This is a genomic window from Gilliamella apis, from assembly GCF_030758615.1.
Lineage (GTDB): Bacteria > Pseudomonadota > Gammaproteobacteria > Enterobacterales > Orbaceae > Gilliamella > Gilliamella apis_A.
Map to the genome: position 1 here is coordinate 959,556 of NZ_CP132381.1, position 20,515 is coordinate 980,070.

The 20,515-nt window shown below is 36.0% G+C and carries 16 protein-coding genes and 1 other RNA gene; 6 read left to right on the forward strand and 11 right to left on the reverse strand.

Translation table 11 applies throughout. The annotated features are described in order from the left end of the window. Positions 1-12 precede the first annotated feature (12 nt). On the reverse strand, positions 13-411 hold the full coding sequence (locus RAM17_RS04480) for an RnfABCDGE type electron transport complex subunit B (protein ID WP_110448356.1): 399 nt from the start codon (positions 409-411) through the stop codon (positions 13-15). A gap of 14 nt (positions 412-425) precedes the next feature. Continuing rightward, entirely contained in the window at positions 426-2,126 is a 1,701-nt protein-coding gene (locus RAM17_RS04485) for a formate--tetrahydrofolate ligase (RefSeq protein WP_110448355.1), read from the reverse strand. Between the two features lie 150 nt (positions 2,127-2,276). Between RAM17_RS04485 and sohB the strand changes: the two genes are divergently transcribed. The 6 genes from sohB (at position 2,277) to RAM17_RS04515 (ending at position 11,456) form a co-directional block, all read left to right on the forward strand. Next, a complete protein-coding gene (gene sohB / locus RAM17_RS04490) occupies positions 2,277-3,365 on the forward strand; it encodes a protease SohB (RefSeq protein WP_110448354.1) in 1,089 nt (362 codons plus the stop codon). Between the two features lie 410 nt (positions 3,366-3,775). Continuing rightward, entirely contained in the window at positions 3,776-5,395 is a 1,620-nt protein-coding gene (locus RAM17_RS04495; protein ID WP_306240851.1) for a PT domain-containing protein, read from the forward strand. 330 nt (positions 5,396-5,725) lie between these two features. After that, positions 5,726-7,303 carry a PT domain-containing protein gene (locus tag RAM17_RS04500; RefSeq protein WP_220000091.1) on the forward strand — a complete coding sequence of 526 codons (1,578 nt, stop codon included), beginning with the start codon at positions 5,726-5,728 and terminating at the stop codon, positions 7,301-7,303. 324 nt (positions 7,304-7,627) lie between these two features. Beyond that, a complete protein-coding gene (gene rnr / locus RAM17_RS04505; protein WP_110448352.1) occupies positions 7,628-10,066 on the forward strand; it encodes a ribonuclease R in 2,439 nt (812 codons plus the stop codon). A 7-nt stretch (positions 10,067-10,073) separates the two neighbouring features. Continuing rightward, the gene (gene rlmB, locus RAM17_RS04510; protein WP_110448351.1) at positions 10,074-10,826 is read left to right on the forward strand and encodes a 23S rRNA (guanosine(2251)-2'-O)-methyltransferase RlmB; all 753 of its coding nucleotides are present in this window, start codon (positions 10,074-10,076) and stop codon (positions 10,824-10,826) included. 27 nt (positions 10,827-10,853) lie between these two features. After that, positions 10,854-11,456, forward strand: a complete 603-nt coding sequence (locus RAM17_RS04515; RefSeq protein ID WP_146208345.1) for a hypothetical protein — start codon at positions 10,854-10,856, stop codon at positions 11,454-11,456. Positions 11,457-11,504: 48 nt separating this feature from the next. Here the strand turns inward: RAM17_RS04515 and RAM17_RS04520 are convergent, their stop codons facing one another. The 9 genes from RAM17_RS04520 to mdoH all read right to left on the reverse strand — a co-directional run bounded on the left by RAM17_RS04520 (position 11,505) and on the right by mdoH (position 20,499). Then, positions 11,505-12,050 carry a 5-formyltetrahydrofolate cyclo-ligase gene (locus RAM17_RS04520; RefSeq protein WP_110448349.1) on the reverse strand — a complete coding sequence of 182 codons (546 nt, stop codon included), beginning with the start codon at positions 12,048-12,050 and terminating at the stop codon, positions 11,505-11,507. A gap of 29 nt (positions 12,051-12,079) precedes the next feature. Next, positions 12,080-12,262: non-coding RNA, 6S RNA (ssrS, locus tag RAM17_RS04525), on the reverse strand. Positions 12,263-12,327: 65 nt separating this feature from the next. After that, positions 12,328-12,612 (reverse strand): cell division protein ZapA, encoded by a 285-nt coding sequence (gene zapA, locus RAM17_RS04530; protein WP_034903801.1) that lies wholly within the window; start codon positions 12,610-12,612, stop codon positions 12,328-12,330. A gap of 7 nt (positions 12,613-12,619) precedes the next feature. Continuing rightward, positions 12,620-14,485, reverse strand: a complete 1,866-nt coding sequence (gene dxs, locus RAM17_RS04535) for a 1-deoxy-D-xylulose-5-phosphate synthase (RefSeq protein WP_370547301.1) — start codon at positions 14,483-14,485, stop codon at positions 12,620-12,622. A 12-nt stretch (positions 14,486-14,497) separates the two neighbouring features. After that, entirely contained in the window at positions 14,498-15,370 is an 873-nt protein-coding gene (gene ispA, locus RAM17_RS04540; protein WP_372339521.1) for a (2E,6E)-farnesyl diphosphate synthase, read from the reverse strand. Beyond that, positions 15,360-15,605, reverse strand: coding sequence for an exodeoxyribonuclease VII small subunit (gene xseB, locus RAM17_RS04545; protein WP_110448346.1), 246 nt, complete (start codon positions 15,603-15,605; stop codon positions 15,360-15,362). Before xseB ends, ispA begins: the two co-directional genes overlap by 11 nt. 118 nt (positions 15,606-15,723) lie before the next feature. Then, positions 15,724-17,097, reverse strand: coding sequence for a DNA recombination protein RmuC (gene rmuC / locus RAM17_RS04550; RefSeq protein ID WP_110448345.1), 1,374 nt, complete (start codon positions 17,095-17,097; stop codon positions 15,724-15,726). A 2-nt stretch (positions 17,098-17,099) separates the two neighbouring features. After that, the gene (gene epmA, locus RAM17_RS04555) at positions 17,100-18,074 is read right to left on the reverse strand and encodes an elongation factor P--(R)-beta-lysine ligase (protein WP_110448344.1); all 975 of its coding nucleotides are present in this window, start codon (positions 18,072-18,074) and stop codon (positions 17,100-17,102) included. A 64-nt stretch (positions 18,075-18,138) separates the two neighbouring features. Continuing rightward, positions 18,139-20,499, reverse strand: a complete 2,361-nt coding sequence (mdoH, locus tag RAM17_RS04560; protein ID WP_110448343.1) for a glucans biosynthesis glucosyltransferase MdoH — start codon at positions 20,497-20,499, stop codon at positions 18,139-18,141. Positions 20,500-20,515 lie beyond the last annotated feature (16 nt).

Consider the following 20,515-nt stretch of genomic DNA (forward strand, 5'->3'; position numbering starts at 1 on the left):
ATGAAAACCTCGCTAATTAGCGAGGTTTTTTTTGGCTTTCACTCTGGCGATAGCATCGGCAATTGATTGTTTGCGATCTTTTTGTGTAGTCGCATTACTATTGCTTATTGGCATCGACCTAGGGAATAAAATTGTTGGCGGTACCAATTGATTGTGACTTAATCGTTGCTGTTTTTTTTGTGTCAACAGTAACTCTTCCTGTTCATTTAAAGCAATACCTAGTGTACTTAAGGTAATACAGTCGGTTGGACAAGTATTAATACAATTACTACAAGATGTACAATATTGTGGCAATATGGTATGTAATACTTGTTTGCTCCCCACAATAGCATCAGTTGGGCAAACGCGTATACATTTGCCACAACCAATACAATTTTCTTCATCAATTAACGCTTTATATTGTTTTTGCATAATAATTTTTTAAATTAACTTAAACCAACAATATTACCATCTTTGTCAATATCGATATTTCGATAAGCCGGATTAGTACCAAGTCCAGGCATTGTCATCACATTACCTGCATAAACTCGAATAAAACCAGCACCGGCAGAAATTGCTAAATGGCTGATATCGACATCAAAATTAGTCGGCACATTCTTTAAATTTGCATCAGCACTGATTGACATTGGTGTTTTCGCGATACAAAGTGGTAAGTGATCTAATTTTAATGCTTCAATTTCTTTAACGTTTTTAAGTGCTGTGTCTGATAAATTAGCTTTATTCGCACCGTATTTTTTTACCATTGTTTGGATTTTATCTATTAATGGCATACTGTCAGGATAAGGTAACTTGATTTCACTTGGCATATCACACGCTTTAATCACATGTTTGGCAAGTTTTTCTGCACCTTTACCACCTTGAGTAAATACTTCACTGACTTCACAAGCAAATGCACCGTGTTCAATGGCGTATTTTTGTAAAAATGCTAATTCTTCTTCACTATCATGTGGGAATCGATTGATTGCGACAATCACTTGTAAACCATAACTTTTAGCATTATTGATATGCCACGCTAAATTAGCTGCACCAATTTCAAGTAATTCTACATTAGATTCTGAAATCTCTTTTGGTATGGCTTGTCCTGGTTTGATATTATATTTACCACTATTGGATTTTAAGCTACGCACAGTTGCAACAAGCACTACACAAGATGCCTTGATACCAGCTTGACGATATTTAATATTAAAGAATTTTTCCATTCCCATGTCTGAGCCGAATCCTGCTTCGGTTATAACATAGTCAGCTAATTGCATAGCAATGCGGTCTGCAATTACAGATGAATTACCATGAGCAATATTGGCAAATGGGCCTGCATGGATTAATACAGGTGTATTTTCCACTGTTTGCATAAGGTTTGGATTAATGGCATTTTTAAGCAGAACGGTCATTGCCCCAGCAACTTCAAGTTGTTCAGCAGTAATTGGTTCACCACTAGTGTTATAGGCTAAAATAATTCGTCCAATTCGTGCGCGCATATCATGTAGATCAGATGCTAACGCTAAAATTGCCATAAGCTCTGATGCAGCGGTAATTTCAAAGCCATCTCGGCGTTCAACACCGTTAACACCACCACCGACACCAACAGTAATATTTCGTAGCGCACGGTCATTGTGATCGATGACTCGTTTCCAGACAATACGGTTTATATCGATATTTAGACGAGGCAAACCTGTTTGTGCTGTAAATTCCTCACCCAGACGTTCTTCATGGTAAAGTCGAGAATCTAATGCTGCTGAAGCCAGATCATGGGCTGCAGTTATAGCGTGGATATCGCCAGTAAGATGAAGATTTAATGTTTCCATTGGTAATACTTCAGCCTGTCCCCCACCTGCTGCACCACCTTTAACGCCAAACACTGGCCCTAAACTAGGTTGACGAATACAAGCGATAGCAGATTTTCCCAAATAATTTAAACCTTCACTTAATCCAATAGTATTTACGGTTTTTCCTTCACCGAGTGGCGTTGGGGTTATTGCTGTCACTAATACTAATTTACCTTGAGCTTTATTTTGATTTGCTTTAATAATAGATAAATCAATTTTAGCGACATATTTACCATGAGGCAGCACATATTCATCAGGGATATTACATTGTTTTGCGATTTCAGTTATTGGACGTAAAGGCATACTCGTTCTCGTATTAAATTAAACAGGTTGTCAGTATAAAGAATTTAAAATGCCGAATAAAGCAACAATTTTATCTTTATTGATTTTCGGCACAATCTTTAATTATATTGTTATAATGGGCAAATTTTTAAACTATAGGATAATTGTCAAATGAATTGGTTTTCACAGTATTCACTTTTCTTGGCTGAAACAGTAACTGTTGTTGTTGCTATTCTAGCAATATTAATATTTATTTTATGTCAGCGTCGAAAATCATCCACAGTTGCTGGGCGAATGTCAGTCAAAGATATAAGTAAAGAGTATGAACAAGCTAAAGATGAAATGTTAATGTCTAGTATGGACGAGACCGAAGCCAAACAATTCACTAAAAATCTGAAAAAACAGAAAAAACTTGAAAAGAAACAGGCTAAACAAACAGCTAAACTAAATAAGAAACAAACCGATAATGCGTCGTCGGACGATACTGTAAAATTATCCGAGACAACATCAACTTTACAGACAAAACCTAAACTGTTTGTTCTATCATTCAATGGTAGTATGGATGCGCATGAAGTAGAAGAGTTGCGCCAAGAAATTACTGCCGTATTAGCTATCATCAAACCAGAAGATGAAGTTGTGGTAAAACTTGAAAGCCCTGGTGGGGTAGTGCATGGTTATGGGTTGGCCGCTTCGCAATTATTACGCTTTAGAACACGAAATATTCCTTTTACTGCGGTGGTAGATAAAGTTGCAGCCAGTGGCGGCTATATGATGGCATGTACAGCCAACAAAATAGTTGCAGCACCATTTGCTATTGTTGGTTCAATTGGGGTAGTTGCGCAAATTCCTAACTTTAATCGATTACTTAAAAAACATGATGTCGATATTGAATTGCAAACAGCAGGTGAATACAAGCGAACTTTAACCATGTTTGGTGAAAACACCGATGAAGGTCGCCAAAAATTTAAACAAGAATTAGAAGAGACTCATCTATTATTTAAAGACTTTGTAAAAGAGTATCGTCCTAATATTGATATTGAACAGATTGCTACAGGAGAACATTGGTTTGCAACACAGGCTAAAGAAAAGGGCTTAGTCGACGAAATTAGTACCAGTGATGATTTTATCTTATCGCATCTAGACACGCATAAAATCATAGCAGTTAACTATCAACGTAAACAAAAGCTATCGGAAAAACTCTCGAAAAATGTTGTAAAAGGTATGGAAAGATTATTCTTTAGACAAGGAAACGGACTATAACAGTCCGTTTTTTTTATAAATCTATCACCCCCAATTTATTGCAAACAAACCATAAAATTTGCAAAATGTACCTTTAGTCAAAAAAGGCCTAGAACAGCTTCTGTTAGCACCAAAAACAGCAAATATCAAGACGAGCATAACGATTTAGTTAGGTGAGCATTCAAATGCATAAATAGTTAACCGATTGCTCTAAATAGGAAAAGTTAATTTTATGTAAAATTTTTTAATCAAAATATTGAGGAATATTTTTTGCATCAATTCTTGCTTACATATCTTAACAATTCATTACGAAACAATATTTGTCAAAATTAATGCATATATTTATACTATTTAAGTCAATAAAATATATTTTTATTGTTATAAAATAATTGGATACATTGACAAGGGATTGAAAAAATGTTAAAATACAGTTGTTTAGAGGCCAGCCAGCCAGCCAGCCAGCCAGCCAGCCAGCCAGCCAGCCAGCCAGCCAGCCAGCCAGCCAGCCAGCCAGCCAGCCAGCCAGCCAGCCAGCCAGCCAGCCAGCCAGCCAGCCATATAGGCTAAATAGTATTCTAGCCATCTTTCAGGCTAAACAAACTTCGCAAGTAAAATCTGCTATAAACTCATCTTTCCATAATCTAAAAACTTACATAGCAAAAATTGTATTAAATATCCATCAACATAAAAATAAACAAAAAGCGATAAATTTAACTAGATATCAAACACTATTTGCACAAATAATTTTTATTCTAAGTAGTCTATCATTGGTAAATAATGTATGGGCATTATCTTCATATTCTGCTCAAACTGAAAAAATGATAACCGGTAATACGCCGTATATTTTATTAACTGATGGCGTAACACCACTAACTGATTTACGTCAAATTATGGGGGTTAATTTTCCAAATCGTAATGGACAAGGCGGTACTGAATGGATCAGTGCCTGGGATAGAGATCTTATCTTGCGAGCCCCTAAAGGAATGCATTTCAATGATGTGTGGACATTTGCAACTCCAACGGATGGTGAAGCACATAATCCATCAACACTTAATGTTGATGACATTGATGGTGATGAAGTTGGTGGTTATGTCTCTGGTACAATTAGAGCAACTTGGTTTGAAAATGACATTCAAATACCTAATGATAAGCTAAGTTGGGAGCTTTGGAATTGTGGCGGACCTTATAAATTACGCGTAGAAGTTTCGAATATTCAGGCCAATACTCAATATGGTTTACCTAGAAATCGTTACTATGGCAGTAGTTCGGTAGAGTATAGGATAATTCCAAATGGTCAAATATGTTATTTACGACCGAATGAAATGACTCAGTTTGGTGATCATGATCCCAATGTCTTTAATAATACCTATGGTTTTTCACGAAATAGTGGTTTTCCAACTACCGGTTTTCAGAATGCGGCCTTTACTTTAGTCGGTAGTGGTTCAGACCAAAGTCTTTATCGTTGTTATACGTCTAATGGTGGTGGAAAGATAAGCTTATCGACAATTGGTGGTTATGGTTCGAATTGTACGGTAAATTATATTGTAGGGCAAAGAAGTCAATTTATTAAAAATGGCACACCAACAATAACAATGGAATTTTATAATGGTCGTTATTGGGAATGGATAGATAATTTTACTATTCCAGTTCCTAATAAATGGCCTAGTAAAGGCTCTGGTAAAGCAATGGTTTTTGGTGATGGTTATTGGTTTTACGATATCAAGAATTATTATGCATTGACTTTTTGTAGTAATATAGAAAAAATCAGTTATATTCAAGCGCATAGCCTAGGTTTTCGGGCACAATATTTGTATAAAGCTGATGAACTGAGTAATAATCAGTCTCATTTTATAAGGGCTGTAGGTACGTTTATGGGTGAGTGGGGTATTACAAAAAGATATGGTGGAGTTTGGCGCCCTGATGGTGATCTCTGGACAGCTGACATAACAAGTGATGATAGAAGGATTTATCGTGTAATGGGAATGACAGGTCGAATTGAAGCTCAGTCGCCAAGATATCAAAGTACAACAACTGTTTGCCGAGGTGATTAATATATATTTAATAACAATCAGCAACATTTTAGGTATACTGTAAAGAAAAATTGTTCCAGTTAAGTGGAGCGTACTGGAACAATTTTTTGATCAAAAAACAATCAAATAAAGCTCAATAAATAAGTATAAATTATACTTATACTTTATTTAGTTAAATTACCTTATCAGCATCTCCTATTTATTAATCATGAATCTTAACAATTCATTACGAAACAATATTTGTCAAAATTAATGCATATATTTATACTATTTAAGTCAATAAAATATATTTTTATTGTTATAAAATAATTGGATACATTGACAAAGGATTGAAAAAATGTTAAAATACAGTTGTTTAGAGGCCAGCCAGCCAGCCAGCCAGCCAGCCAGCCAGCCAGCCAGCCAGCCAGCCAGCCAGCCAGCCAGCCAGCCAGCCAGCCAAAGGCTAATAGTATTCTAGCCATCTTTCAGGCTAAACAAACTTCGCAAGTAAAATCTGCTATAAACTCATCTTTCCATAATCTAAAAACTTATATAGCAAAAATTGTATTAAATATCCATCAACATAAAAATAAACAAAAAGCGATAAATTTAACTAGATATCAAACACTATTTGTACAAGTAATTTTTATTCTAAGTAGTCTATCATTGGTAAATAATGTATGGGCATTATCTTCATATTCTGCTCAAACTGAAAAAATGATAACCGGTAATACGCCGTATATTTTATTAACTGATGGCGTAACACCACTAACTGATTTACGTCAAATCCTGTGGATTAATTTTCCTAATCGTAATGGACAAGGCGGTACTGAATGGATCAGTGCTTGGGATACAGATCTTATCTTGCGAGCCCCTAAAGGGATGCATTTCAAAGACGTTTTGGCTTTTGCTTTATCAACTGATGGCGTTGCACGTATCCCATCGGCACTTAAGGTTGATGATATTGATGGTGATCAAGTTGGCGGTTATGTGTCGGGCACAATTAGAGCAACTTGGTTTGAGAATGGCATTCAAATACCTAATGATAAGTTAAGTTGGGAGCTTTGGAATTGTGGTGGACCTTATAAATTACGGGTAGAAGTCTCGAATATTCAGGCCAATACTCGTTATGGTTTACCTAGAAATCGTTATTATGGGAGTAGTTCGGTAGAATATAGGATAATTCCAAATGGGCAAATATGTTATTTACGACCGAATGAAATGACTCAGTTTGGTGATCATGATCCCAATGTCTTTAATAATACCTATGGTTTTTCACGAAATAGTGGTTTTCCAACTACCGGTTTTCAGAATGCGGCCTTTACTTTAGTTGGTAGTGGTTCAGACCAAAGTCTTTATCGTTGTTATACGTCTAATGGTGGTGGAAAGATAAGCTTATCAACAATTGGTGGTTATGCTTCAAATTGTACGGTAAATTATATTGCAGGGCAAAAAAGTCAATTTATTCAAAATGGCACACCAACAATAACAATGGAATTTTATAATGGTCGTAATTGGGAAAGGTTTGATAGTTTTACTATTCCAGTTCCTAAAAAATGGCCAAAGAAGGGAACAGGTAAGGCAATTGTGTTTAGTAATTCAAAGCTTGTAAATACGAGTTTAGGATTTAATTTATTAAGTTTTTGTAGCGGGATAAATAAAATTACTAAAGCGCAAGCACTAGATAGAGATTTTCGGTTAAAATATTTATATACACCTTCTGAGCTGACTAATAATGAGTCTCATTTTATAAGGGCAGTGGGTACATTTATGAGCGAGTGGGGTATTACAAAACTCTATGGTGGAATCTGGCTTCCAGATGGTGATTTATGGACTGCTGAACTATGGAATAACAGCTTTGTTTACCGAGTAAAGGGTAAGACAGGTGAAGTTGATCGTCAGGAGCCAAGATATCCAAGTACAACGGGTGTTTGTCGTGGTGATTAAAATATGTTTAATATAAAAGGGAAACATTTTATATATTAAAAGCAGAGAAAAATTGCTTCCAGTTATGCGTAGCGTACTGGAAGCAATTTTTTGATCAAAAAACAATCAAACAAAGCTGAATAAATAGATATAAATTATATTTATATTTTATTTAGATAAATTACCTTATTAGAATCTCCTATTTATTAATCATGAATCTTAAGAATTAGTAATTATAAATATGTTGTGAGTAAAGGCTTTTGCACTTCAAAAAAGTAATCTTGATTTTAAGTTATGCAACTCTATGTTATGCTTAACCTAATATTCGATCACAGGACGTTCCATATGATAAAAGATCCATTTTATGATCGTGAGGCGAAAAAATATGATTCGCCGATCGCCAGCCGTGAGCTGATTTTAGACTATCTTACTAAAGAAGCAAAACCAGCTAATTTAGACAAGATAGCTCAAGCAGTATCAATTAAGAATGATGAACAAAAAGAAGCATTACATCGAAGATTGCGGGCGATGGAACGTGATGGCCAAGTGGTGTTTACACGGCGTAAGTGTTATGCCTTACCGGAAAAATTCGATATGGTGAAGGGGAGTGTTATTGCCCACCGTGATGGCTTTGGTTTTTTAAGGGTAGAAGGAAAACCAGAAGATTATTTTTTATCACCTGAACAAATGAAAAAAGTGTTACAGGGTGATGTTATATTAGCACAACCAATTGGTAGCCAATATAGAGGTAAAACAGAAGCACGTGTAGTACGAATTTTAGAACCCAGAACTAACCAAATCGTTGGGCGATATTTTATTGAACAAGGTGTTGGCTTTGTGGTACCTGATGACAGTCGATTGAACTTTGATATTTTGATCGCGGGTAAACCAAATCGCACCGTAAGAATGGGGTCGGTTGTGGTAGTTGAATTACAACAACGTCCTGAGCGTCGTCAAAAAGCAGTAGGTATTATTAAAGAAGTTCTTGGTGAGATTATGGGAACCAATTTAGCAATAGATATTGCGTTACGTAATCATGAGATCCCTTACGAATTTCCTAAAGCAGTTGAAAAAGAGGTCAACAAATTTAGTGATCAAGTGCCTGAAAGTGCTAAAAAAGGACGTAAAGATCTACGAGATTTACCGTTAGTTACTATTGATGGTGAAGATGCCCGTGATTTTGATGATGCAGTTTATTGTCAAAAAAATCGTGGCGGTGGCTATCGATTATGGGTAGCAATTGCTGATGTGAGTTATTATGTTCGCAACGGTAAAGCTTTAGATAAAGAGGCTTGCTTACGAGGTACGTCGGTCTATTTTCCTTCACGGGTGGTACCAATGTTACCGGAGGTGTTATCTAATGGCCTTTGTTCTCTCAATCCACAAGTTGATCGTTTATGTTTAGTTTGTGAAATGACGGTGTCGAACAAAGGACGTTTAACCGGTTATCAATTTTATGAAGCAGTAATGAACTCACACGCTCGCTTAACTTATACTAAGGTTGCCAAAATTTTAGAAGGTGATAAAGAGTTACGTGAACATTATCGAGAGTTAGTACCTCATCTTGAAAATCTTTATGGCTTATATAAGGTATTAGATAATGCTCGGGTTACTCGTGGCGCAATTGGTTTTGAGTCAGAAGAACCAAAATTCATTTTTAATGCAGATAAACGTATTGAGAGTATTGAATTAGTACAGCGTAATGACGCACATAAAATTATTGAAGAGTGTATGATTTTAGCCAATGTTGCTGCGGCAAAATTGGTCATTAATGCTGAGATTCCGTCTTTATTCCGCGTGCATGATAGACCGGATGAAGATCGCATGAATAATTTACGCAGTATTTTAAGTGAACTCGGTTTATCACTTGGCGGTGGAGCAAATCCAACACCTAAAGATATTGCCAAATTAATGGTTGATGTTGAAGCAAGACCCGATCATGAGATGTTACAGACTGTAATTTTACGCTCAATGAAGCAAGCAATTTATGATCCCGAAAATCGTGGTCATTTTGGCCTAGCGCTTGAAGAATATGCTCATTTCACGTCGCCAATTCGTCGTTATCCTGATTTATTATTACATCGAGCCATTAAATGGGTACTGGCGAATGAACAACATAAAACCAGTAAAACTGGTGGGCATCGTTATACCATTAGCGAAATGCTTTATTTTGGTGAACACTGCTCAATAACTGAACGTCGTGCGGATGAAGCCGTGCGTGATGTCGTTGATTGGCTAAAATGTGACTATATGCAAGATCATGTTGGTGAGGTATTCAATGGTACTATCTCTAGTGTGGTTAATTTCGGCTTTTTTGTCCGGTTAGATGATCTGTTTATTGATGGTTTAGTGCATGTTTCGTCACTGGAAAATGATTATTATATTTATGATGCATCACGTAATCGTCTAATTGGTGAGAATACTCGCTTTAGTTATCGTTTAGGTGATAAAGTTCAAGTAAAAGTCGATAATGTTAATCCAGAAGAGCGTAAAATTGATTTTTCTTTGGTCGGCAGTAATAATAAGCCACAACGTCAAGGTAAGACGGCAAGAGATAAAGCTAATAAAGCTGATATAAGTTTTGCTACTGATTTACCAGTAAAACGCAAAGCTAAAAGTCCACCAGATAGCAAAAAGAAAAAAGCGAACGCTAAAGTAGCAAATAAAGCAGAAGCTAAAGTGAAAAGTAAAAAACGAACAAAAGCTAAAGCAAAATCTAAAGCGGCATCTAAGACTAAATCTAAATCAGCATCGACATCAAGTAATAAGAGAAAAAAAGAGTAATTAATAGATGAGTGAAACAGTATACGGTATCCACGCCATTGAAGCATTGTTAACGCGTGCTCCAGAAAGAATTATTGAAGTTTTTATCGCTAAAGGTCGAGAAGATAAACGCTTGACTGCCCTTGTTCAAGAATTAGAACAGTTAAGTTTAACAGTGAAAGTAACCAATAGACAATATCTAGATGAAAAATCAAAAAATGGTGTTCATCAAGGTATATTAGCGATGGTAAAACCAAGCCGTGGTTACCAAGAAAATGATATCCCATTATTGATGGAACAACATCCCATTCCGGTTATTTTAATTTTAGATGGTGTGACCGACCCACATAATTTAGGTGCCTGCATTCGTACCGCTGATGCCGCTGGTGTCAATTTTATTATTGTGCCAAAGGATCGCTCTGCACCACTTAACTCAACCGCACAAAAAGTTGCTAGTGGCGCAGCTGAAAGCGTGCCTGTAGTTAGAGTTACCAATTTAGCTCGAACTATGCGGATGTTACAAGATGAATATCAAGTCTGGATTGTAGGTACTGCCGGTGAAGCAACCAGCACACTTTATCAGACTGATTTTTATAAAAGTTCAAAAAACTTATCTCTGGCCTTAGTAATGGGGGCTGAAGGCGAAGGTATGCGTCGATTAACTAAAGAGCATTGTGATGAGCTAGTCAGTATACCTATGGCAGGAATTGTCTCTTCACTTAATGTTTCGGTAGCGACAGGTGTTTGCTTATTTGAAATTGTTAGACAAAAAAATAGATAGTTTGAGTGATATATCATGTTAGGATTTTTGAAAAAACTTTTACCCAGCAAAAAAACACAATCTTTATCAGAACGAGACTTAAATGGTCGTAATAATGTTGGTTATCCTACCATGCAACTATCGCGTGAAATTGATAGTTTAGTTAAGTCGAAATATAGTGCAGCTAAACATATCATCAATTTGTATAAAGATACGCTGTTTTTTAAATGGGGGCCTAGTGTTTTCAATAACAAATTGTCTGACGAACAGCTTGCTAGTTTATCTGGGCGAAATGTTCAAATGGTCTATTTATTACTGTTTCGTGATATGTTGAGGCACATTGCAAGCTTTGCTAAATTTAAGCACTTTGCGGATGATTGGCCAGAACAATTTGCCCAAGAACTATTAGATAACTGTAAAATGCTTAGCGACAGTGATGATGTAGATATTGCTAAAAAGCAAGATTTATTTGCTAGTACTGAGCTTTATACTGTAGATAATCCGATTGATCGAAAACATCCAGAGACTACTGAAATACCTGATTGGACTGTACCGTTAGCCGAATTAGTGATGTTAAAATCTGACATGATTTATCATTGCCATCGTCCGCTAATGGCAGCCATTCTGAAAAAGTCGAATAAGCTAAAATAACCAGTTATTGATTACTTATAGTTTGTTTGATTTTATGATAATGCCTGTTTAAGCATAAATTATTTCTGGCAATTTGATATCCCAAGGTTGATTATCAATATTGGCCAATTTTTGGCAGGAAAATGCGAGCCCAATAGGTAATATCTGTTGTTGTTGATAATTTGCTAGCATTCGGTCGTAATAGCCACCGCCCATTCCCATACGATAACCTCGTTCATCAAAAGCAACTAATGGTGTAAAGACGATATCAAGTTGTACAAACGGAATGACATTATTGACATTAAGTTCTGGTTCAAAGATGCCAAAATGATTTTTTATGAGTGGCGTATTTGTGGTGTACTTTAAAAAGAGTAGGTGATTTTTACAAAATGGATGGGTAATTGGTAAGTAGACTGATTTGTTTTGTTGCCATAGATATTCAATAATCGGTTTAGTATCGACTTCCCCATCAAATGACAAAAAAATAGCGATATTTTCAGCTTGATTCAAAGCTGGATGATTTTTAATTTTTTGATAAATAATTTGCTGCGCATTACAGCGTTGTTGTGGAGATAAATCACGTCTTTTTTGACGTATCGCTTGCCGAATATTCATTAGTTATCGATTGAAAAAGAAAAGTAAAGAAGCACTCCAAGATGTCGTTAGGGTCGTAACCCTTGAACCCAAGGTTCAAGGTGAGTTGCATGTTTTAATTTTTAGGTTTCCTAAATAAATTAGGCATACACACCAATCAAAAACCACACCACTCTAAATTAAAGAATATCGGCTCAGGGGACTAACCCTTATCCCGAGCATCTCAGAGATAATTAATATAATACAAAATTTAGAGAATCATACAATAGTCTTTGTTGATTATTTACGTTTAAGCTAACTAATTGTTGGTATTTAAAGCGGAATCAAGTAACTGCTGTAGCATTTTTAATCTGTTAGCAAACTCATCGCTTTTTTCTTTCTCTTTAGTTAGTTCATAAGATATATTTAGTGCAGCAGTCATAATAAGTTGATCGCTGCCAACTTGTGGTGATTTTTCTCGTAAATTTGTTAAGCGTGCATCTAAATCTTTAGCCGCATTTGTAAGTGCGTCAACTTCTTCAACAGGGCAATTAAATTTTAAAGTTCGCCCAAAAATCTGAACCGTGACAGCTTGAGTTTCCATATTTAACCTATAGTTTTATAAATGTATTAATTTTGTCGATTATATGTTTGGCGTTTAATCCAACTTCATCACGCATTTCTTGTTGTGATCCTTGTGGAATAAACACATCAGGCAATCCGATGTTTAAAATATCACATTTTGTTTTTTTCGATAACAAAAATTCATTGACGGCGCTTCCTGCCCCACCTTTGATACTGTTCTCTTCGATGGTGACAAGTATATTATGGCTTTGACCAATGTGCAAAAGGACTTTTTCATCTAGTGGTTTTACAAAACGCATATCTATCACTGTAGCATTTATTTGATCGGCTGCTTGTAAAGCTTCAGGTAATAATGTGCCAAAATTAAGTAAAGCAATATTTTCACCTTCACGACAGTATTTTGATTGTCCCAATGGTATTGGATTGAGTGGTTGTAAGCTAGCACCACATCCTTCACCACGAGGATAACGTACCGCTGATGGGCCATTATGTAAATAACCTGTATAAAGCATTTGTCGACATTCATTTTCATCACTCGGAGTCATAATAACAAGATTAGGAATACAGCGTAGAAAACTTAAATCGAAAGCCCCTTGATGGGTTTCACCATCAGCGCCAACAATACCAGCTCTATCTATAGCAAACAGGACAGGTAAATTTTGGATAGCAATATCATGGATCACTTGATCATACGCACGTTGCAAAAAAGTGGAATAGATGGCTACTACCGGTTTAAATTCACTAATAGCAAAGCCTGCGGCTAACGTTACCGCATGTTGCTCAGCAATGGCCACATCGAAAAATTGATTGGGATAGCGTTTTGCAAATTCAGTCATACCAGAGCCTTCGCCCATGGCAGGGGTAATTGCCATTAAACGTTTATCATGTTCGGCTATCTCACACAGCCAATCTCCGAATATTTTTGAATAGGTTGGTGCAACTTTTTTTGAAATCGGTAAAGTCCCTTCGTTGGGATTAAATTTGGGAACACCATGCCATAAAGTCGGGTTTTGTTCGGCAGGGCCATAGCCTTTACCTTTTTGAGTAATAATGTGCAGTAGTTGTGGTCCTTTTAACTGCCTCACATTTTGCAAGGTAGCTACAAGTGTTTCGACATCATGACCATCTACTGGGCCAATATAATTGAAGCCTAATTCTTCAAATAAAATGGCTGGAGTCACTAATCCTTTTAAATGTTCTTCGGTTTTTTTGAATAATTCTTTTAATGGCGGAATATTCGAAAGGACTTTTTTACCACTTTCACGAAAAGAGGTATAAGCTTTACTTGTTAAAAGTTGCGCTAAATGCTGATTAAGTGCGCCGGTGTTTTCAGAAATCGACATATCGTTGTCATTAACAATGACTAGCATATCAGGTTTTATATGACCTGCGTGATTCATTGCTTCAAATGCCATACCAGCGGTTAATGCTCCATCACCAATAATTGCTGCTACTTTTTGTCCTGATTGCTTTTGTTGTTCAGCAATAGCAATACCTAGCGCGGCACTAATAGATGTTGATGAATGGCCAGTTGTTAACACATCGTATTCACTTTCATAACGATGAGGAAAAGGGTGCAATCCACCTTTTTGGCGAATGGTTAGCATCTGATCACGTCGACCAGTAAGGATTTTATGCGGATAAGCTTGATGCCCTACATCCCATATAATTTTATCAAATGGAGTGTTATAGACATAATGTAAAGCAACGGTTAATTCGACTACACCTAAACCTGAAGCTAAATGGCCACTAGATTGACTAACACTATCTAATAAAAATTGTCGTAATTCCTGACAAATCTCTGGCAATTGTGATAGCGGATAACGTTTAAGATCCGTGGGGAAATTGATTTGCTTTAATAAAGGAAATTTATCTAAATTCATTTTTATCATCTAGTTATTAGGTTAACTATTTCGATTAATAATAAAACCAGCAAGATCTTGTAATGGTTGGCTATTATAAGGTATTTGCTGCAGACTATCGATAGCTTGTCGATATAATGTGTTTGTCATTTCAATTGCATTTTGTAAGCCAACTAATGACGGATAAGTACTTTTTTCAAGTGCAATATCTGAGCCTTGTGGTTTACCCATTAGTTCTTGTTCACCAATAACATCTAAAATGTCATCTTGAATTTGAAATGCTAATCCAATAGCTTGAGCATAGTCATCTAAGATTTGATAATAGGGTTTGGCTACCTCACCACTAGCATAAGCACCAAGCCTAACTGCAGCTTGAATTAAAGCACCGGTTTTATAATTATGGATATTTTGTAAATGTTCAAGGGTTACTTTTTGTTGTTCTGCTTGCAAATCAAGTGATTGACCTAAGCACATACCTGCAAGACCACTGGCGTTAGCAAGTTCACTAATCATATTAATTTTACTTTGGTTATCAATATGTTGATTTTCGCATAATAAACCAAAAGCTAGCGATTGTAAGGCATCACCAGCAAGAATTGCTTCTGCGTGACCAAATTGAATATGACAAGTAGGTTTACCCCGCCTGAGGTTATCATTATCCATGGCAGGTAGATCATCATGAATTAAAGAATAAGTATGCATTGATTCAATAGCTGCTGCAATGGGATCAAGTTTTTCTAAAGGACAATTAAACATCTGCCCAGTTAGATAAACTAGAATGGGGCGGATTCGTTTGCCTCCGGCAAGCAGACTGTAGCTCATCGCCTGTTGCAAGTTTGAAGGGGCAAATTGCGAAATATATGTTGTTAAATAATTATCAATACGTTCTTGTAATGGTTTTGTGCTATTCATTATTATCAATTGAAAATTCAGATAATTGAGCATCACTATTTTCAGATAACAAAATTTGGATGCGTTGTTCAGCCTCATTAAGTTGTTTTTGACCTGAACGGGCTAATTTAATCCCTTTTTCAAACTCATTTAAAGCATCATCTAATGGTAAATCACCATTTTCAAGTTGAGTGACAATTGCTTCAAGTTGTTTGATTGTTTCTTCAAAACTTGCTTCTTTATCTTGTTTTTTTGCCATATCGTCCCCCTCTGTGTTAAATGAGTATACACGTATTTTTTCTGATGGTGAATTAAGATATTTAAGTTAAATTTTTACATTAATTAAAACGTCATTGCACAATGAGTTGTGATTAGTTTTATTGAGTATCGTGGCAAGATGGATAATCTTCTTGTTCACGTTCAAGTTCATCAACTGATAGTTGGGCTATATCAGGATTGATCGGTTTTTTTACTTCAATTCCTAATTCCCTGAATCGTTCTATTTGACCAACAACATTACCTCGTCCTTTAGATAGTTTGTTCATTGAAGATTGATAGGTTTGTTGCGCTTTATCTAAGCAGTTACCTAGGTTTTCCATATCCTCAATAAAACCACGAACTTTATCATATAGTTTACTTGCTCTATCAGCAATAAGTTCGGCGTTACGATTTTGGTATTCAAATCGCCACAAATTATGAATAGTTCTTAACGCTACCAATAAGGTTGTTGGACTAACAATCATAATATTGTTTTTTAAAGCATCATTAATTAATGTAGGATCTTGATCAATTGCTGACAAAAATGCTGGTTCAACTGGAATAAACATTAAAACATAATCTAATGAATTGATACCAATGAGTTTGTGATAATCTTTTTGGCTAAGCTGTTTTAAATGATTACGTACCGAAGCAAGATGATCGGCAATAGCCTTAGTTCTAATATCATCGTCATCACTGTTAAAGTAACGTTCATAGGCAACTAAAGTAACTTTTGAATCAATGACAACATCACCACCTTGAGGTAAATGAACAATTACATCTGGTTGCAATCGTTGATTATTTTCATTGGTTAAATTAACCTGAGTGTGATACTCATGTCCCAAGCGGAGTCCTGAATTATCCAAAATTTGACTAAGAATAAACTCTCCCCAATTACCTTGAGTTTTGTTATTGCCTTTTAATGCATTAGTTAAATTAGTGGCTTCCTTAGTCATTAATTCATTAAGCTGTTGCAAATTGCGGATTTCATGGGTGAGAGTATGACGCTCTTTGGCTTCTTGTCCAAAGCTGTCTTGAACCTGTTTCTGAAAGCTTTCTAATTGTTGTTTTAGTGGTGAAAGTAGAAAATCTAAACTTTGTTTATTTTGTTGCTCAATCTTTTTGCCGCTTTGTTCAAAAATTCGATTAGCTAAATTTTCGAACTGAGTTGTTAAGCGTTGCTCACTTTGTTCCAGAATGGTTTGCCGTTGCTGTGCCGCATTCATGGTCTCTTCCAAACGAGTTTGTAACTCGCTAATTTTGATATTTTGGGCGATATTTTGTTGTTGGCATTGGTTTAATTCTTGTTCCAACTGTGTTATTTGAGTGGTTAAAACTTGATTTTCTTGTTTTTTTTGATTTAGTTGTAAATCAAATAAAGCATGTAGATTATTGGCTCTAAATTGCGTTTTTAATAAAATGATTAATAAAACAACGGCGATAATAGCAATTATTATCGCTGTCCATTCACTTAAGCCTAAACTTCCAAACATGATCAAGCCCTTGCAAAAGTGAATGAAATGACATCGTCTAAATTCATGGCATCAAGTGCTAACATAATTAAGCGGTCAAGTCCTACGGCAACACCGGCACAATCAGGTAAACCAGCTTCCATAGCCGCAATTAACTCAATATCAATATTTTGTGGTGGTAAATTTTGATTAGCCCTATCAATATTATTTTGTTCAAAACGCATCTTTTGTTCTTGCGGATTGGTTAATTCTTTAAATCCATTAGCCAGTTCTACCCCTTTATAATAAAACTCAAAACGGCTGGCGACTCGATGGTCTTCCGAACTGATCGCTGCTAATGCTGCTTGAGAAGCAGGGAAATTATATACTGCAACCGGTTTCTCTTGACCAATATGAGGTTCGACGCCGAAACTAAATAGGCATTGTAATAAAGTATCGCGATCATAATCATCAGTATTGAGCTCGATATTAAGCTTTTTCATCGCATCAATTAGGCTTGCTTGATCAGCTTCCAATGGGTCAATATTTAGATGACGTTGAAATGCTTTTTGATAAGAGATACGTTCGGCTGGTTCGCAATCTAAAATGTTTTGTAGAAGATCATCGACCTCGTTAATCATTTGCATCATATCAAATTGGATACGATACCACTCAAGCATGGTAAATTCAGGATTATGATAGCGACTCACTTCTTCATGATTACGAAAGCATTTACATATTTGATAAATAGGGCCACTGCCAGCCGCTAATAAACGCTTCATATGATATTCAGGGCTGGTGATTAATGACATTTTCTGCCCTTGTTGTTCATTGGTTTCACCAGGTTTTAAAAATAAGGTATGAAATGAGCTCAGATGCACATCTGTTACTGCATATTGGCTTAAGGTTGGCGTCTCGACTTCTAATATACAGCGATCAGCGAAAAACTGTCTTACTTGAGATACAATTTTAGCGCGCTTAAGTAAATTATTAATTGATGCAGTTGGTTGCCAAGTCATAAAAAAATATCCATGGATTTTGATTAATTACTAAAAGAAGAAATAGGGCATTAAGCCCTATCTCTTATTGCTGGCGTTCATTTTGCCATAATGAGAACAAATTGTCGTATTTTTCTTGCTGATGCCAGATGTGGCAATGAAGTGCAGAAAGAATAATAGGGTCTTCTAAAATCGCTAATTGTTGTTCTTTACTGATTTTTTCTAAATCCACTTGCTGATAGTGCTCAATCAGTTGTTGGCGCAATTGCTGATTTTTTGTATTAGGTAAATGACGAGAAGTCGATAATGCACAGGCTAATGCATTATAAATAGGATCAACAAGTGCCATAATAAAGCCATGTTCCATAAAAGCAGCTTCGGTTTGCGCTAAATAGTCACCAGTGAGTTTTACTGCACGTGAAGGGTGAGTTTCTTCAGGCGTTAAAAATAACCCTGCTTTTTTAGCTTTCATACCAATACTGGATAAACCAGAAATGCGAATTACTAGCGGTGAAATAGTTAATGGAATTAAAATTGCGATATACCAATAGGTAAATTGTGGGTTTAACCAAATAATCACACATAACCACACAATTCCTAATAACGATAAAGGCCAACAAAAGTAGAATGATTCCCCCCAAGTTAAGGCATCATCACTTCGTGATGGTGACTTCCATTGAATTTTGCTACCAAGCCATGCTTTAACAACGAATTTGCTATGGAAGATCATACGGATTGGAGCAAGGATCATAGACCACACCATTTCAATAAGAATTGATAAGGTTAGTTTAAATATTCCACCAACATCTTTTGCTCCTGTTCTGGCTATAATAATACCATAGCTAAATAATTTAGGTGCAAACAGCAATACCATCGTGGTTGAAAGTAGTTGAATCGCTAATTGTTCATCCCATCTTGGCCAAGTTGGATAAAATTGGTTTGGTTGGAAAAAATATTGTGGTTCAGAAATATTGAACACTAATAATAATAGTGTTGAGAAAATTAAAAATACCAACCACAATAATGATGAAATGTAAGCCATACCACTGGTTAAAAACATAACTCTATGAGTTAAAGTAATGCCACTTTTGAATATTAATCGAAGATTGATCAGATTACCCATACACCAACGATTATCTCGTTTAAGATCTTCAATCATATTACCTGGCAACTCTTCATAACTACCGTTCATATCGTAAGCAATCCATACTCCATAACCAGCTCGGCGCATTAAAGTTGCTTCAACCAGATCATGCGATAAGATATGAATCGGACCTTTACGTTTTTGCAATGGTGATAAAATACAGTGTTCAATAAATGGTTTGAGGCGAATCATGGCATTGTGACCCCAATATTGGGCTTCACTTAGTTGCCAGAAGTGAGTACCTGAACAAAAAATATCGCTATAAATTTGATTGGCAAATTGTTGAATACGGCCGTATAAGGTTGTCATTCTGACCGATTTTGGTGGTGATTGTAATATACCCGCTGTTGGATTCATTTCCATCATGGCAACCATTTTTAAAATACAATCGCCAGTCATAATACTATCAGCATCAAGAATCATCATATACTCATATTGATGGCCCCAGCGACGACAAAAGTCATCGATATTACCGCTTTTACGTTTTACACGGCGTTTACGATGACGATAGAAAATATTACAACCATTATCTGCTTTTTTAGCATTAAAATCAGCCCAAGCCTTTAATTCATTAACATACAAATCAGGATCGTTTGTATCACTAAGAATATAAAAATCACAACATTGAGCATGTCCTGTTTCAACTAGTGATTCATAGGTGGCTTCAAGTCCAGCGAATACTCGTGAAACATCTTCATTACAAATAGGCATGACTAAAGCAGTACGATGTTTTGCGTCAATATGAGCTGCGGGATCATTAGGAATAGCAATGGTATAACGGTCTTTTTTTATCACTGCCAAAATAAGACCCATGATACTAGTCCAAAAACCGATTGAGATCCAACAAAATAAAATAGCAAAGAGACCAATAATGAAGCCCTGTATGATATAAGGAATAATACTATAGATAGCGAGTTCAGGATTGATGTCCCAATTAGCCATAAAACTAATCTTTTGCCAGCTTTGATACGGCAAAAGTGACGATAAATAAATTGTTCCATAGTATGTTTGAACTGCTATAAGCACAAACATAATTAGACGACGAATAAGTGCGATAATATTCACACGAGGTTTTGATTTAGCTGTATACCGTTCATTCCAAATTTGTGGTTGTACTGACACACGTTCAACTTTGGGATAACTAGGTTGCTGTTGTCTTGCTTCATTAAAATGGTCAATGTTGCCGACTTGATTCAATCGATATTTTAAGAAATCGACATCATTGGCAAGAGAGTTATTGTTTTCCGATTTCTGACGCCAAATTTCGGCGTCAGGAAGATTTTCGAAGTAATCTTTTTTCATATTAATGGCTGATTAT